Raw genomic sequence first — 13,110 nt, forward strand, 5'->3', positions numbered from 1 at the left:
GCCGCTCAACCCCAACACCTATTACCACCGGTGGGAAGTGCAACTGCACTTCCCACCGGGTGCGACCTGCATCTCCTGAAAGATTGTCGATGAAAATCGCTACCAGTCTGCGTTCCGGCGGTGTGCTCTGGGCAGCGCCGTTCGTCCTCCTGCTGATGCTTTTCTACTACAACGCAGGAGAGGCGCATCCACTCTCCGAATTCCACGGCTGGGCTCCTGCTCTGGTGGCATCACCCATGATGATGCTCTACGCGATCGCATATTCGGTCGCTGCTTCCCTGGCCGCATGGGAAAGCGGAAGAATGTCAGCCAGCGGTATGTGGCAACTCGCCCCGTCACGCTCACGTTTTCGAGTCGCCGCCAATATTCTGACGCCCGTCATTCTGCTGTCGTGGGCGGTCCTGCTGATACCGCCCGCGATAAATTTGATCAGGGAACAGACCTGGCCGACCATCGACAGTCTTCGCCTTCCGGTGATGGCGATGTTCCTGGCCGTCGCTCATGCAGTGATCGGTTTCGCGGTGGGACTGCGCGTCCCGCGTCTCTTCGCCGCCCCGATCGTCGCCATCATGACTTTCGTACTTGTCGCCTTCACCCGGGCGATCCACCCGTACTGGATACGTCATGTCTCCGGTCAGTACGCGGATCTGAGCTTCGGGGAGGTGCCTGGGCTCTCTTCAATCGCAGCGCCCATGCTCTTCGGCGGAGGTCTCGCGGTCGGCATTGCGGTCTTGTGGGCACCGCTGCGGTACCGATGGGTGCGTCCACTGCTGGGATGCCTCGTCGCGGTGGGGTGCATGTCCGGCGCGTACAGCATCACTCACGACTGGGGACACGACCCGTCCCTCGTCACCGGCCAGGCCCCGGTCGAATGCCGCGGACAAGCGCCGAAGGTGTGCATGCCGCAGGCGACCGCGAGCGCGCTGACCGACGTACGCAGCGAATCGTTGTCCGCCCTTACGGCCCTGCGGGCACGAGGCCTCCAAGTATCTCCCACGCTCATCACCGACCGGATCTCGGACGGACGCGGCTACCGCGGCTCCACGAATGCGACATGGCGTCTGCCCCTGACCGCCGCCGCTGCGAAGGGCACGATCCGCTACCAAATCGCCATGGCGGCGGTCCGGTTCCCCTGCACTCGCGTGAACACAGCGCCAGCTCAGGCCGCACAGCTGTGGGCAGCCTCCATCGTGGGAGCAGACAAGGACTACGTTCAGCGCATGGCGGGAGAACTGCCTTCGCGCGACGGCGCCAAGGCGAACCAGCAGGTCCAATACGCCGTCAAGCAGATCCTGACGAAACCCGCCGCCGACCAGAGCGCCTGGTACGAGAAGGCTGTGACGGCCGCGTGCAGCCGGAGCGGCACGTGATCCTCTGGCTCAAAGCACGGCGTGCCCCCACGGTCCTCACCGCCACATTCCTGCTCTTCGCCGTCCTCACCATCCTCATCGGTGACGTGGTCGTCGTTCTGCCCTCCCTGGTCGGCGGTACCCAGACCGCCCTCTCGCTTTTCGTCCCCATACCACTCGTCGCCGGCTTGACGCTGTGCCTCGGGTCGGGCCTCGCCGCTGCTGAGGCACCTGCCGTACGCAACGTGGCACTCAGGGACGCCGCCCTCGTCGGCGTCACCATGCTCAGCGCCCTCGCGGTCGGCCAACTTGCGCACCAGTTCATGCAGGTTCCACCAGCCGACACAATCGGCCGCAACACACTGTTCCTGACCGGGCTAATGCTGTGCTCCCGCATCCTCTCCCAAGGAGCCGCAGCACTCGTTCCCACTGCATGGACGATCACCGTGGTCATGGTCGGATTTCGCTCCACGGGCGACGCCCACCCGTGGACCGTCATCGCGGAACCGGTCGGTGCCCTGCACGCCACCGTCGGAGCGACACTGATGCTCGCTGGCGGCATCTTCGCGCAGCTGTACACCTCAAGGAAGATCTCATGACCCTGGAACTGGCATCCTGCACCTACGCGTACCGACGACGCAGGGGCCCGATCCTGCAGGACCTCACCTACCACCTTCCCTCCGGACTAACGGTCCTGCTCGGCCCCAACGGCGCAGGCAAGTCAACGCTGCTCAAGCTGGCAGCCTCCGTCATACGCCCGTCCGCCGGCCATGTGACGCTGGACGGGACGCCCGCCGGCACCAAGAAGTTCCGTGAAACAGTGGCATGGATGCCCCAGGACATTGTGTCCCTCCCCTCCATGACCGCACGCGAATACGTCGCCTACGCAGGCTGGCTCAAGGGCATGAGCCGCAAAGACGCATGGAGCCAAGCGCGCCGTGCACTCAACCGCGTGCAACTCACGGACAAGGTCAATGAGAAGAGCGGCCGGCTCTCCGGCGGTCAACTGCGCCGGGTCGGCGTAGCAGCGGCCCTGGTGCACAACGCCCGCATCCTGCTGCTAGACGAGCCGACGGCCGGCATGGACCCTCACCAGCGACGCGTCTTTCGAGACCTTCTCGCAAGTCTCGTCACTGAAGGCGTGCAAATCCTTCTGTCGACGCACGATGTGGCCGACCTCGCCGAAGAAGCCCACCACGTCACCGTGCTCAACGCAGGCTCCATCCTGCAGCAAGGCACCACCGAAGACTTTCTTGCGCATACACCCCCCGGCACCGCTCAGGGCCGAGCAGCAGAAGCCGCGTACACAGCCCTGCTGACCCACCACGGCGCATCAGCAATCTGATCACGCGAGGTCAGGGAGGGCATCAGCGAAAGCAAAGGCCCGCGCGAAAGCTTCCACGAGTGGCCAGTCGTCGCGGTCGCCCCGGGCTCGTTCGAGGTTTCCCCGAGATACACGGATGGTGTCAGACGGTCAGATGGGACATGAGAGGTCCTGTGACCATGGCTGCCCCGGAAAGTACGCGTTGGAGTTGTGTGAGCGTGCGGTACGGATGTATCACACATCCGATCCGAAGCCGCAGATCAAGAATCTCGCCGTCGACCTCGGTGTGCATCCCGAGGCCTTGCGCGGCTGGATCCGTCAGGCCGAGGCGGATGCCACGAGCGCAACGACCGGCTCACCACCCACAGTGGGCCGAGCTCATGGCCCTGCGTGAAGAGAACGCCCAGCTCAAGCGGGCCAATGACGTGCTGCGGACGGCCTCGGGCTTTTTCGCGGCCCAGCTGGACCCGACCCGGCCCAGTCGACGGCGCTCATCGATGAGCATCCCCGCCGGGGGGGGCGAGCTGGTACTCCGGGAACTGCACATCCCATCCTCCACCTACTACCGCTGGCGCCGCGCTAGAAGGAGCCATGCGAACGGGTGCGCCGAGATGCCGAACTCACCGACCAGATCAAGGAGATCCACGCCGATTCCGTTGGCGTCTGCGGCTCGCCGCGCGTGCAAGCCGTCCTGAAACGCGAAGGCGCCCGCGTGGGGCGCAAGCGGGTCGAGCGACTGATGCGGGAGGCCGACATCACGGGCGTCAGCCCGCGCCGCAGGGGCTTCACACGCCGCGACTCCAAAGCCACCCTTGCCTCGGATCTGGTCGAGCGGGACTTCACCGCGAAGTCCCCGAACCGGCTGTTGGTCACCGACCTCACGATGACCTCCACCAGCGAAGGCTCATAGTTGGCTCTACGCGATCCGCGACGCCTTCTCTCGCCGCGTCGTCGCCTGGGAGACTCCCGCCCGAGCGGACGCCGACCTGGTACTGACCACCCTCGAGTACGACTTCGCCTCCCGCGAGGTCGAGCCCGGCAAGCTCATCCACCACGCCGACCACGGATGTCAATACACCTTCGTGAAGCTGACAACTCGTCGGGTATGGGCGAGAGTTCAGGCGTCAATGGGATCCGTCGGGGACTCGTACGACAACTCTCTCGCGGAGAACCTATGGATGCTCCATGCCGGGGGAACCTCAGTTCGCTCAGTTGGAGAAGGGTGGCTGCGCCGGCCGGGCCGACACCCCGCGCCGCCCGCCGTGCTCAGCGGCTGCCCTTGGCAGTGCCTCGGCGCGACCGATTCGGTCCCTGCTAGGCGCTGAAGAAGGCGGGCGGCAGGAAGGCCGCCGCGAAGAGAACGGCAGAGAGAAGGCGGCGCCGCTGCCGCGTGGCTCGGTTCGGGTAGCACGGCAGCGACGCGAGACGACCCACGGGTCAAGCGTCTGCTGTAGGCCGACCGGCGAAGCCGACGCGTAGCGCCCTTTACTCGGGTCGCGGAGGCACGACACTGGCAAAGAAGCGGGCGGCCCCGACGGTGCGTACGAACTCCGTCCACGCGGCCGGCCTGATGACGATCACTGGCCCGTCGGCCACCTTGTTGTCCCGGACGGGCACGACGCCGGGGACTCCGTCGGCGACCTCGACGCAGTCGCCGCCCTCGCCGTTGCTGTAGCTGCTCTTCCGCCAGCGGGCGGCGCCGGGGAAGTCGTACGCGACCTCGACGCACTCCTCGCCGCCACTCCCGCCGCTGTAACTGCTCTTGCGCCAACGGGCACTGGTCAGGTCGTATCCGCGCCGCATCGTCTGTACCCCTCCGCCGCCGCCTCGATCATGTCCAGGGACGCCTCCAGTGGCAGAGCTGCGGCCCTGAGGAGATCGTAATCCGCTTGTACCCGCTTCACTACTGCCGGATCGTCCAGCAGATTGCCCGACAGCACGGCCTCTGTATAGACGGTCGGCGGTGCGTCCTCGAACTCCATCAACCTGGTCAACTTGCCCATCTGCGGATGCGCCCCGGCGGAGAACGGGACTACCAGCACCAGCGCCTTGCGGCTGCGTACTGCCTCCGAGATGTGGTCCAGTTGCCCGGCCATCACCGTCGGAGGGCCGACCGGCACTCGCAGTACGGCCTCGTGCATGAGCACCCAATACACCGGTCGTGCAGCGTCCTTCAGGAGCTGAGCACGGTCCATGCGGAGACCGACCATCTCCTCCATGTACGCATCCGTGGAGAGCGGGTTGCTCGCGAAGTAGATCGCGCGGGCGTAACCGGGCGTCTGCAAGAGCCCCGGGACCACGGCGGGCGCCCACTCACAGATGCTCGTCGCCAGCCGCTCCAGTTCCGCCGCGTGCGCGAAGTACTCCGCGTACCGCTGCTCCTTGATGAGTTTTTGCCACAGCCGCTCGAAAATACCGTCGGTTTGTAGTGTCTCGTCAATCCGCTGCGCCACATCCAGCTGCGGCTTCCGAATGGCCTGTTCGAACTGGCCGATGTAGCCGCCGGAGACAAAAACCCGCGCCCCCAGCTCCACTTGGGTAATCCCCGCGTCCTCCCGCCGCCGCTTGAGTTCGGCCCCGAAGAACTCCCACGCCGCCTGCCGTGAACCGTTGGCCATAACCAACCCCCATGCGCTGACCCGCACTTGTAGTGCACGTACTCCTGTCGAGTGTAGGTGCGGAGCGGCACTGTAGGGATACGAAGAGTGAAACCGAAAAGGGAAGGGGAGCACGGTGAAGGCACCACACTCGACGCTCTGCGTCGAAGAAGCGGAGGACACGGTGAAAGAATTGCGCGCGGCACTCACGAAGGCAGGAATTACTCTGCCGTCCCTCGGGCTGGACCCGGTGAGTCTCGCGCGGGAGGCCCCCTGTCCGCTCGTCGAATTGGGGCGGTGTTCCGTCGAGACCGCGCAGCGACTCGCGGCGGCGCTGCGATGATGCCGCCCGTCGGTTCCCACGCCGTCGACACCCGTACCGGACGCGTCGGCGTCGTCATGGGGCACGAGGGGCCGTACGTCCAGATGCGACCGTACGGCGGGGGTCAGGAGTGGGACGCCGAGCCCGGTGACGTACGTCATGCCACCCCGGCCGAGCGGCTCAGTGCGGCGATGGCGTACACCAATGCGAGAAGCCGTGGCGAGGTGCCGTGAGGCATGCGCGAGAATGGGCGGCATGAGTCTGTTCCGCGACGACGGCATCGTGCTGCGCACCCAGAAGCTGGGTGAGGCGGACCGGATCATCACCTTGCTCACGCGCGGTCACGGACGCGTACGCGCCGTGGCGCGCGGGGTGCGGCGGACGAAGTCGAAGTTCGGGGCCCGCCTCGAACCGTTCTCGCACGTCGACGTGCAGTTCTTCGCCAGGAACAGCGAGCTGGTCGGGCGCGGGCTGCCGCTGTGCACGCAGAGCGAGACCATCGCTCCGTACGGCGGCGGGATCGTCACGGACTACGCCCGCTACACCGCCGGGACGGCCATGCTGGAGACGGCCGAGCGGTTCACCGACCACGAGGGCGAGCCGGCGGTGCAGCAGTACCTGCTGCTCGTCGGCGCGCTGCGCACCCTCGCCCGGGGCGAGCACGCGCCGAACCTCGTGCTCGACGCGTTCCTCCTGCGCTCGCTGGCTGTGAACGGGTACGCGCCGACCTTCGGGGACTGCGCGAAGTGCGGCCTGCCCGGTCCCAACCGGTTCTTCTCGGTCGGGTCGGGCGGTTCCGTCTGCGCCGACTGCCGGGTGCCCGGCAGCGTCGTACCCTCGCCGCAGGCCCTGGAACTGCTCGGGGCGCTGCTCACGGGAGACTGGGGGACCGCGGACGCGTGCGAGCCGCGGTACGTCCGGGAGGGCAGCGGGCTGGTGTCCGCCTATCTGCACTGGCACCTGGAGCGCGGCCTGCGCTCCCTGCGATACGTCGAGAAATCCTGAAGGAGACGAGAGACACATGGCCGTACGCGGGATCCTGGGGCGGCAGCGCCGGGAGTACAGGACACCGGAGCCGCACCCGTCCGGCGCGCGGCCCCCGGGCCTCGGTGAGCTGGTCCCCGAGCATGTGGCGATCGTCATGGACGGCAACGGGCGCTGGGCCAAGGACCGCGGGCTGCCGCGGACCGAGGGGCACAAGGTCGGGGCCGAGCGGGTGCTCGACGTGCTCCAGGGCGCGATCGAGATGGGCGTGAAGAACATCTCCCTGTACGCCTTCTCCACCGAGAACTGGAAGCGGTCGCCGGACGAGGTGCGCTTCCTGATGAACTTCAACCGGGACTTCATCCGCAAGACCCGCGACCAGCTCGACGAGCTGGGGATCCGCGTCCGCTGGGTGGGGCGGATGCCCAAGCTGTGGAAGTCCGTCGCCAAGGAACTCCAGGTCGCGCAGGAGCAGACCAAGGACAACGACCGGCTGACGCTGTACTTCTGCATGAACTACGGCGGCCGCGCCGAGATCGCCGACGCGGCGCAGGCCCTCGCCGAGGACGTGCGGGCCGGGCGGCTCGACCCGTCGAAGGTCAACGAGAAGACCCTCGCGAAGTACCTGTACTACCCGGACATGCCGGACGTGGACCTGTTCCTGCGGCCCAGCGGCGAGCAGCGCACGTCCAACTACCTGCTCTGGCAGAGCGCGTACGCCGAGATGGTGTTCCAGGACGTGCTGTGGCCCGACTTCGACCGGCGCGACCTGTGGCGGGCGTGCCTGGAGTTCGCCTCCCGCGACCGGCGGTTCGGCGGGGCCATCCCGAACGAGGAGCTGCTCGCCATGGAGGGCAGGCAGTCGTAACGGCCCGCTCGGGTGCTTCGGGCGCGTGTCACCTCGGGGGTTGCGGTGGCCGCCCCGGCGCGCTGCTCATGCTGGCGGCATGGCCGAGCCCTCCGTGTCCCCGCCCGACGTCCGGCGTATCGCCGTCATGACCGTGCTCACGGTGCTCGCGGGCGCCGTCGACGCCGTCAGCTTCCTGACCATGGGCGAGGTCTTCTGCGCGCTGGCGACCGGCAACGTGCTGTTCCTGTCGTTCGCGCTGGCCCGGGGAGGGCGACGTGCCGGTGGCGCGGCCCGCCACGGCCATCGTGGCGTTCATGCTGGGTGCGGCGGTGGGGGCCGTCGTACTGATGTGGCTCGCGGAGCGGGGGCGGCCCTGGTTCGCGATCGGGCTGGTGGTGGAGGGGCTGCTGCTGGTCCTGGCCGGCGCCCTGGCCCTCGCGCGGCACGGCAGCGGGTCCGCCGAACCCCGGGCCGAACACGTGGTCGTCGGGACCGTCGCGCTGGCCATGGGGCTGCGCGCCTCCACCGCGCTGCGCATGCACGTGCCGGGGATGCCGACGCTGCTGAGCCAGACCGCGATGGCCGAGCTGATCAATGACGTGCTGAAGCAGCCGCGTGCGGTTCTGCGGGGGGCGACGGGGCGGCAGCGGCTCGCGAGGGCGCGGTGGACGGCCACCGTGACGGGGATCTTCGCGGGCGGCGCGCTGGGCACCCTGCTGCTGGTGCCGCTGGGCACCGGACGGGCGCTGCTCGTCATCGCCGCGATCGTGCTGCTTCTGGCGGCGGTGACCCCGGCGGTACCGACAGCGGAGCCCAGCGGGCGACAGGGCTAGCTACCGGCCGTCGCGCAGTCCGCGCACGTACCGAAGATCTCCACCGTGTGCGCGACGTTGACGTAGCCGTGTTCGGCGGCGATGGCCTCGGCCCACTTCTCCACCGCTGGGCCCTCGACCTCGACGGCCTTGCCGCAGGAGCGGCAGACCAGGTGGTGGTGATGGTCGCCGGTGGAGCAGCGGCGGTAGACGGACTCGCCGTCGGCGGTGCGCAGGACGTCCACCTCGCCGGCGTCGGCGAGGGACTGAAGCGTGCGGTAGACCGTGGTGAGCCCGACCGAGTCGCCCTTGTGCTTGAGCATGTCGTGGAGCTCCTGTGCGCTGCGGAACTCCTCGACCTCCTGGAGGGCCGCCGACACGGCGGCCCGCTGCCGGGTGGCGCGGCCCTTCACGGGCGGTCCAGCGGTCGTCACCGGATTCCTCCTCACGTCTTGGCGGCTTGCCGGGCCATTGTGCCAGCCCGGTTCGCCCGCGGTCAGACGCCGACCTCGTCGGTGGCCCCCCGGGTGGCCGGAATCTTGCACTCCGCCGGATCCGCGGCGGGCCGCTCCGCGGTGAGCGCTCGCGCGCGTCGCCGGGCGAGCGGTGCCGCCAGCGCGGTCAGCAGGACGAACGCGCCGATGGTGAGCAGCACGATCGTCGCGCCGGGCGGCACGTCCTGGTAGTACGAGGTGACCGTGCCGCCGATCGTCACGGTGACGCCGAGCGCGACGGCGATCGCGAAGGTGGCGGCGAAACTGCGGGTGAGCTGCTGCGCGGCGGCCACCGGGACCACCATCAGCGCCGACACCAGCAGCAGCCCGACGACGCGCATCGCGACCGTCACCGTCACCGCGGCCGTGACGGCCGTCAGCAGGTTCAGCGCGCGCACCGGCAGGCCGGTGACCCGGGCGAACTCCTCGTCCTGGCTGACCGCGAACAGCTGCCGGCGCAGGCCCAGGGTGACCAGGACCACGAAGGCGGCCAGCACGCAGATCGCCGTGACGTCGGACTCGCTCACCGTGGACAGGGACCCGAAGAGGTACGAGGTGAGGTTGGCGCTGGAGCCCGTCGGCGCGAGGTTGATGAACATCACACCGCCGGCCATGCCGCCGTAGAAGAGCATCGCGAGGGCGATGTCGCCGCGGGTCTTGCCGTACCAGCGGATCAGCTCCATCAGGACGGCGCCCAGCACGGAGACCAGGGTCGCCATCCACACCGGGGACCAGGAGAGCAGGAAGCCGAGGCCGACGCCGGTCATCGCCACGTGGCCGATGCCGTCGCCCATGAGGGCCTGGCGGCGCTGGACCAGGTAGATGCCGACGGCGGGGGCGGTGATGCCGACCAGGACGGCCGCCAGCAGGGCCCGCTGCATGAAGGCGTAGTTCAGGATTTCCATAGTCGTCGCCTTCTCAGCTCAGCAGGCCGGTGCGGATCGGTTCGGCGTCCGTGGGCGCGTGCGGGTGCACGTGGTCGTGGCCGGGCAGCGCGTGCTGGCCGACCGCCTCCGGGGGCGGGCCGTCGTGCAGCACGCAGCCGTCGCGGAGCACCACCGCCCGGTCGATCAGCGGCTCCAGGGGGCCCAGCTCGTGCAGCACGAGCAGGACCGTGGTGCCCGCCGCGACCTGCTCCCTGAGCGTCTCGGCCAGCACCTCCTGGCTGGCCAGGTCGACGCCCGCCATCGGCTCGTCCATGATCAGCAGTTCGGGTTCGGCGGCGAGCGCGCGGGCGATCAGCACGCGCTGGTGCTGGCCGCCGGAGAGGGCGTTCACCGAGTCCTTGGCCCGGTCCGCCATGCCGACCAGGGCGAGGGCGCGGCGCACGGCCTCGTGGTCGGCCTTGCGCAGCAGGCCGAAGCGGGCCCGGGACAGCCGCCCGGAGGAGACCACCTCGGTCACCGTCGCGGGGACGCCGCCCGCGGCCGTGGTGCGCTGCGGGACGTAGCCCACGCGCGCCCAGTCGCGGAACCGGCGGCGCGGGGCGCCGAACAGCTCGATCTCCCCGGCGGTGACCGGCACCTGGCCGATGACGGTGCGCACGGCCGTGGACTTGCCCGAGCCGTTGGCGCCGAGCAGGGCGACGACCTCGCCGCGGCGCACGGTGAGGTCGATGCCGCGCAGGACGGGGCGTGAGCCGAGTTCGGCGCGCACGCCGCGCAGCGAGATGACGTTGACGGGCTCGCTCATGCCGCCCTCCGGTGAGTTGATCACTTGGCACCCAGGGCCGTCCGCAGGGCCTTGAGGTTGGCTTCCATGACCTGGAAGTAGTCGTCGCCGCGGGACTTGTCGGTGATGCCCTCGATCGGGTCGAGGACGTCCGTCCTGAGGTTCGCGTCCTTGGCGACCGTCTTCGCGGTCTTGTCGCTGACGAGCGTCTCGTAGAAGACCGTGGAGACGCCGTCGGCCTTCGCCATCTTCTCAAGCTCCTTGACCCGGGCGCCGCTGGGCTCGGACTCGGGGCTGAGGCCGCTGATGGCCTCCTCGGTCAGGCCGTAGCGCTCGGCGAGGTAGCCGAAGGCGGAGTGCGTGGTGATGAAGACCTTGGTCTTCGTGTCCTTCAGCCCGGTCTCGAACTTCGTGTTCAGGCCGCCGAGCTTCGCGACCAGCGCCTCGGTGTTCTTCTTGTAGTCGGCCGCGTGGTCGGGGTCGGCCTTCTCGAAGGCCTTGCCGACCCCCTCGGCGACCTCGGCGTACTTGACCGGGTCGAGCCAGATGTGGGGGTCCTTGCCGCCCTCCTCGCCGTGGTCGTGGCCGTGCTCTGCGTGCTCGTCTTCGGAGCGCTCGTGCCCGCCGACCTCGGAGCCGTGCTCCTCCAGGGCGGTCAGCGTGGCCGCGTCGATCTTCGTCTCGGCGCCGGACTGGGCGATGGCCTCGTCGGCGGAGGGCTGCAGGCCCTTGAGGAAGAGTGCGGCGTCCGTCTCCTCCAGCTGGGCGCGCTGCTTGGCGCTGATCTCCAGGTCGTGCGGTTCCTGGCCGGGCTCGGTCAGACTGGTGACGTTGACGTGATCACCACCGACCTGCTCGGCGAGGAAGGCCATGGGGTAGAACGACGCGACGACGTCGAACTTGTCCGTGTTGCCCGCCGCCGCGCTGTCGCCGGCGCAGGCCGAGAGGGTCCCGAGGCCGAGCGCGGCGGCCGCGGTGACTGCTATGCCGGATATGTGACGTCGTCGTACGTTCATGGGATTCATTTTCAACAAATATGGAAACGGTTGTCAACAAGCGGTCGTGTCGGGGGTCCGCAGGACCGGTGGGGCCCCGATTTGGTTGAGGGGCAGTCCACGCCGGTAACCTGAAGCATTCTCTGGAAGCATCTCGCTTCGTCGCCCGTCGTCGTAATGAAGAGAGCACCGTGGCCGCCGACAAGATCGACACCATCGTCAGCCTGAGCAAGCGCCGTGGCTTCGTATTCCCCTGCAGTGAGATCTACGGCGGTCAGCGCGCCGCCTGGGACTACGGTCCGCTCGGTGTCGAGCTCAAGGAGAACCTCAAGCGCCAGTGGTGGCGCTACATGGTCACCTCGCGCGAGGACGTCGTCGGTCTCGACTCCTCCGTGATCCTGGCCCCCGACGTCTGGGTGGCCTCCGGTCACGTCGCCACCTTCACGGACCCGCTGACCGAGTGCACCTCCTGCCACAAGCGGTTCCGCGCGGACCACCTGGAGGAGGCCTACGAGGAGAAGAAGGGCAAGGCCCCCGAGAACGGCCTGGCCGACCTCAACTGCCCCAACTGCGGCAACAAGGGCACCTTCACCGAGCCCAAGCAGTTCTCCGGTCTGCTCTCCACCCACCTCGGCCCGACCCAGGACAGCGGCTCCGTCGCCTACCTGCGGCCCGAGACCGCCCAGGGCATCTTCACCAACTTCGCCCAGGTGCAGACCACTTCGCGCCGCAAGCCGCCGTTCGGTATCGCCCAGATGGGCAAGTCCTTCCGCAACGAGATCACGCCCGGCAACTTCATCTTCCGGACCCGCGAGTTCGAGCAGATGGAGATGGAGTTCTTCGTCAAGCCGGGCGAGGACGAGAAGTGGCAGGAGTACTGGATGGAGCAGCGCTGGAACTGGTACACGGGCCTGGGTCTCCGCGAGGAGAACATGCGCTGGTTCGAGCACCCGGCCGAGAAGCTCTCCCACTACTCCAAGCGCACCGCGGACATCGAGTACCGCTTCTCCTTCGGCGGCAGCGAGTGGGGCGAGCTGGAGGGTGTCGCCAACCGCACCGACTACGACCTCTCTTCGCACGCCAAGGCCTCCGGCCAGGACCTCTCCTACTTCGACCAGGAGGCCGGCGAGCGCTGGACGCCGTACGTCATCGAGCCGGCGGCCGGTGTCGGGCGGGCGATGCTCGCCTTCCTGCTCGACGCGTACATCGAGGACGAGGCGCCGAACGCCAAGGGCAAGCTGGAGAAGCGCACCGTGCTGCGGCTCGACCCGCGGCTGTCCCCGGTGAAGGTCGCCGTGCTGCCGCTGTCCCGCAACCCCGAGCTGTCGCCCAAGGCGAAGGGGCTCGCGCAGGCGCTGCGGCAGAACTGGAACATCGAGTTCGACGACGCCGGGGCGATCGGGCGCCGGTACCGGCGTCAGGACGAGATCGGTACGCCGTTCTGCGTGACGGTTGACTTCGACACGTTGGACGACAACGCGGTGACGGTTCGCGAGCGGGACACCATGAAGCAGGAACGCGTGTCGCTGGACCAGATCGAGGGGTACCTGGCTTCGCGGCTGGTCGGGTGCTGATCGTTCTCTTCGGTTGAGGTAGGGGGGGGGGGGGGGGGGGCGGCCCGCCCCCCCCCCCCCCCCCCCCCCCCCCCCCCCCACCCCCACACACCACACCCACAACCACAAAAAAACCAAAGAACGAGGCGGGTGAGAGTG

At 68.4% G+C, this 13,110-nt stretch carries 18 protein-coding genes; 12 read left to right on the forward strand and 6 right to left on the reverse strand.

Features of this window, described 5'->3' with window-relative positions; genetic code table 11:
* Positions 1 to 89: 89 nt before the first annotated feature.
* From ACFWR9_RS00540 to ACFWR9_RS00565, 6 genes are all read left to right on the forward strand, one after another.
* Positions 90 to 1,370 (forward strand): hypothetical protein, encoded by a 1,281-nt coding sequence (locus tag ACFWR9_RS00540; RefSeq protein ID WP_383833242.1) that lies wholly within the window; start codon positions 90 to 92, stop codon positions 1,368 to 1,370.
* A complete protein-coding gene (locus tag ACFWR9_RS00545; RefSeq protein WP_383833245.1) occupies positions 1,367 to 1,948 on the forward strand; it encodes a hypothetical protein in 582 nt (193 codons plus the stop codon). Before ACFWR9_RS00540 ends, ACFWR9_RS00545 begins: the two co-directional genes overlap by 4 nt.
* Positions 1,945 to 2,694, forward strand: coding sequence for an ATP-binding cassette domain-containing protein (locus ACFWR9_RS00550; RefSeq protein WP_383833248.1), 750 nt, complete (start codon positions 1,945 to 1,947; stop codon positions 2,692 to 2,694). The genes ACFWR9_RS00545 and ACFWR9_RS00550 overlap by 4 nt, the downstream gene beginning before the upstream one ends.
* Positions 2,695 to 2,827: 133 nt before the next feature.
* Positions 2,828 to 3,067, forward strand: coding sequence for a transposase (locus tag ACFWR9_RS00555; protein ID WP_383833251.1), 240 nt, complete (start codon positions 2,828 to 2,830; stop codon positions 3,065 to 3,067).
* A gap of 207 nt (positions 3,068 to 3,274) precedes the next feature.
* Positions 3,275 to 3,583, forward strand: coding sequence for an IS3 family transposase (locus ACFWR9_RS00560; protein ID WP_383833254.1), 309 nt, complete (start codon positions 3,275 to 3,277; stop codon positions 3,581 to 3,583).
* A gap of 13 nt (positions 3,584 to 3,596) precedes the next feature.
* Positions 3,597 to 3,998 carry a DDE-type integrase/transposase/recombinase gene (locus ACFWR9_RS00565; RefSeq protein WP_383833541.1) on the forward strand — a complete coding sequence of 134 codons (402 nt, stop codon included), beginning with the start codon at positions 3,597 to 3,599 and terminating at the stop codon, positions 3,996 to 3,998.
* Between the two features lie 160 nt (positions 3,999 to 4,158).
* Here ACFWR9_RS00565 and ACFWR9_RS00570 read toward each other — a convergent pair whose 3' ends face one another.
* On the reverse strand, positions 4,159 to 4,476 hold the full coding sequence (locus ACFWR9_RS00570; protein ID WP_383833257.1) for a DUF397 domain-containing protein: 318 nt from the start codon (positions 4,474 to 4,476) through the stop codon (positions 4,159 to 4,161).
* Positions 4,455 to 5,291: a helix-turn-helix domain-containing protein gene (locus tag ACFWR9_RS00575; protein ID WP_383833260.1), complete on the reverse strand. Its 837-nt coding sequence runs from the start codon at positions 5,289 to 5,291 to the stop codon at positions 4,455 to 4,457. Before ACFWR9_RS00575 ends, ACFWR9_RS00570 begins: the two co-directional genes overlap by 22 nt.
* A gap of 115 nt (positions 5,292 to 5,406) precedes the next feature.
* Between ACFWR9_RS00575 and ACFWR9_RS00580 the strand changes: the two genes are divergently transcribed.
* The 5 genes from ACFWR9_RS00580 to ACFWR9_RS00600 all read left to right on the forward strand — a co-directional run bounded on the left by ACFWR9_RS00580 (position 5,407) and on the right by ACFWR9_RS00600 (position 8,259).
* On the forward strand, positions 5,407 to 5,613 hold the full coding sequence (locus ACFWR9_RS00580; protein ID WP_383833263.1) for a hypothetical protein: 207 nt from the start codon (positions 5,407 to 5,409) through the stop codon (positions 5,611 to 5,613).
* The gene (locus ACFWR9_RS00585; protein WP_383833266.1) at positions 5,610 to 5,825 is read left to right on the forward strand and encodes a hypothetical protein; all 216 of its coding nucleotides are present in this window, start codon (positions 5,610 to 5,612) and stop codon (positions 5,823 to 5,825) included. The genes ACFWR9_RS00580 and ACFWR9_RS00585 overlap by 4 nt, the downstream gene beginning before the upstream one ends.
* 22 nt (positions 5,826 to 5,847) lie before the next feature.
* Positions 5,848 to 6,597, forward strand: a complete 750-nt coding sequence (recO, locus tag ACFWR9_RS00590; protein WP_125491737.1) for a DNA repair protein RecO — start codon at positions 5,848 to 5,850, stop codon at positions 6,595 to 6,597.
* Between the two features lie 16 nt (positions 6,598 to 6,613).
* Complete coding sequence (locus tag ACFWR9_RS00595) at positions 6,614 to 7,444, forward strand: isoprenyl transferase (RefSeq protein ID WP_383833269.1); 831 nt, start codon at positions 6,614 to 6,616, stop codon at positions 7,442 to 7,444.
* Positions 7,445 to 7,701: 257 nt separating this feature from the next.
* Complete coding sequence (locus ACFWR9_RS00600) at positions 7,702 to 8,259, forward strand: DUF1275 family protein (protein ID WP_383833272.1); 558 nt, start codon at positions 7,702 to 7,704, stop codon at positions 8,257 to 8,259.
* On the opposite strand, the gene ACFWR9_RS00605 is transcribed toward ACFWR9_RS00600, so the two are convergent.
* The 4 genes from ACFWR9_RS00605 to ACFWR9_RS00620 all read right to left on the reverse strand — a co-directional run bounded on the left by ACFWR9_RS00605 (position 8,256) and on the right by ACFWR9_RS00620 (position 11,419).
* Complete coding sequence (locus ACFWR9_RS00605; RefSeq protein ID WP_383833275.1) at positions 8,256 to 8,672, reverse strand: Fur family transcriptional regulator; 417 nt, start codon at positions 8,670 to 8,672, stop codon at positions 8,256 to 8,258. The genes ACFWR9_RS00600 and ACFWR9_RS00605 overlap by 4 nt on opposite strands.
* A gap of 62 nt (positions 8,673 to 8,734) precedes the next feature.
* A complete protein-coding gene (locus tag ACFWR9_RS00610; RefSeq protein ID WP_383833277.1) occupies positions 8,735 to 9,637 on the reverse strand; it encodes a metal ABC transporter permease in 903 nt (300 codons plus the stop codon).
* A 13-nt stretch (positions 9,638 to 9,650) separates the two neighbouring features.
* Positions 9,651 to 10,424, reverse strand: coding sequence for a metal ABC transporter ATP-binding protein (locus ACFWR9_RS00615; RefSeq protein WP_383833280.1), 774 nt, complete (start codon positions 10,422 to 10,424; stop codon positions 9,651 to 9,653).
* Positions 10,425 to 10,444: 20 nt separating this feature from the next.
* Positions 10,445 to 11,419: a metal ABC transporter substrate-binding protein gene (locus ACFWR9_RS00620; RefSeq protein WP_383833283.1), complete on the reverse strand. Its 975-nt coding sequence runs from the start codon at positions 11,417 to 11,419 to the stop codon at positions 10,445 to 10,447.
* Between the two features lie 170 nt (positions 11,420 to 11,589).
* Between ACFWR9_RS00620 and ACFWR9_RS00625 the strand changes: the two genes are divergently transcribed.
* Entirely contained in the window at positions 11,590 to 12,972 is a 1,383-nt protein-coding gene (locus tag ACFWR9_RS00625) for a glycine--tRNA ligase (RefSeq protein ID WP_376349048.1), read from the forward strand.
* Positions 12,973 to 13,110 lie beyond the last annotated feature (138 nt).

Origin of the sequence: Streptomyces sp. NPDC058534 (genome assembly GCF_042717365.1) — a bacterium.
In the GTDB taxonomy this organism is placed as follows: domain Bacteria; phylum Actinomycetota; class Actinomycetes; order Streptomycetales; family Streptomycetaceae; genus Streptomyces.

Bases quoted from the DNA above. Each gene is read 5' to 3' on its own strand.
- ACFWR9_RS00550 (WP_383833248.1), top strand. From the start codon at position 1,945: ATGACCCTGGAACTGGCATCCTGCACCTACGCGTACCGACGACGCAGG.
- ACFWR9_RS00570 (WP_383833257.1), bottom strand. From the start codon at position 4,476: ATGCGGCGCGGATACGACCTGACCAGTGCCCGTTGGCGCAAGAGCAGT.
- ACFWR9_RS00540 (WP_383833242.1), top strand. From the start codon at position 90: ATGAAAATCGCTACCAGTCTGCGTTCCGGCGGTGTGCTCTGGGCAGCG.
- ACFWR9_RS00555 (WP_383833251.1), top strand. From the start codon at position 2,828: ATGGGACATGAGAGGTCCTGTGACCATGGCTGCCCCGGAAAGTACGCG.
- recO (WP_125491737.1), top strand. From the start codon at position 5,848: ATGAGTCTGTTCCGCGACGACGGCATCGTGCTGCGCACCCAGAAGCTG.
- ACFWR9_RS00610 (WP_383833277.1), bottom strand. From the start codon at position 9,637: ATGGAAATCCTGAACTACGCCTTCATGCAGCGGGCCCTGCTGGCGGCC.
- ACFWR9_RS00585 (WP_383833266.1), top strand. From the start codon at position 5,610: ATGATGCCGCCCGTCGGTTCCCACGCCGTCGACACCCGTACCGGACGC.
- ACFWR9_RS00615 (WP_383833280.1), bottom strand. From the start codon at position 10,424: ATGAGCGAGCCCGTCAACGTCATCTCGCTGCGCGGCGTGCGCGCCGAA.
- ACFWR9_RS00595 (WP_383833269.1), top strand. From the start codon at position 6,614: ATGGCCGTACGCGGGATCCTGGGGCGGCAGCGCCGGGAGTACAGGACA.
- ACFWR9_RS00620 (WP_383833283.1), bottom strand. From the start codon at position 11,419: ATGAACGTACGACGACGTCACATATCCGGCATAGCAGTCACCGCGGCC.
- ACFWR9_RS00575 (WP_383833260.1), bottom strand. From the start codon at position 5,291: ATGGCCAACGGTTCACGGCAGGCGGCGTGGGAGTTCTTCGGGGCCGAA.